The 463-nt window shown below is 63.7% G+C and carries 1 protein-coding gene; it reads left to right on the forward strand.

Annotated features, from left to right (window positions below):
- A partial coding sequence (locus AC27K1_RS21695) for a calcium-binding protein (protein ID WP_487152882.1) occupies positions 1-463 on the forward strand: 463 nt, incomplete at both ends.

A 463-nucleotide genomic window follows, 5' to 3' on the forward strand; every position in this document is an offset into this window, starting at 1 on the left:
CGAGAACGTGATCGGCGGTGGTGGTGACGACACCCTGACCGGCGACAGCAGTAACAACCAGCTGACCGGCGGTGGCGGTGACGACATCCTGATGGGTGGCACCGGTGCGACCACCGGCGCAGACACGCTGGACGGCGGGGCCCACGGCGCCAACGGCGACACCGTCGACTACAGCCAGAACAGCACCGGGGTGGAAGTGGACCTGTCGGTATCGACCAACCAGGTGAAGGAAGGCAGCGTCTTCACCGACACCCTGCGCAACATCGAGAACGTGATCGGCACCGGCAGCGATGATGTGCTGACCGGTGACAACCAGGTCAATACCCTGACCGGCGGTGACCGGGATGACACCCTGAAGGGCAATGACGGCGACGACGTTCTCAACGGTGGCAATGATAACGATATCCTCAATGGCGGCGCCGGGGCAGATATCCTTAACGGTGGCGCCGGCACCGATACGGCA

Source organism: Kistimonas ophiarachnellae (genome assembly GCF_057552235.1).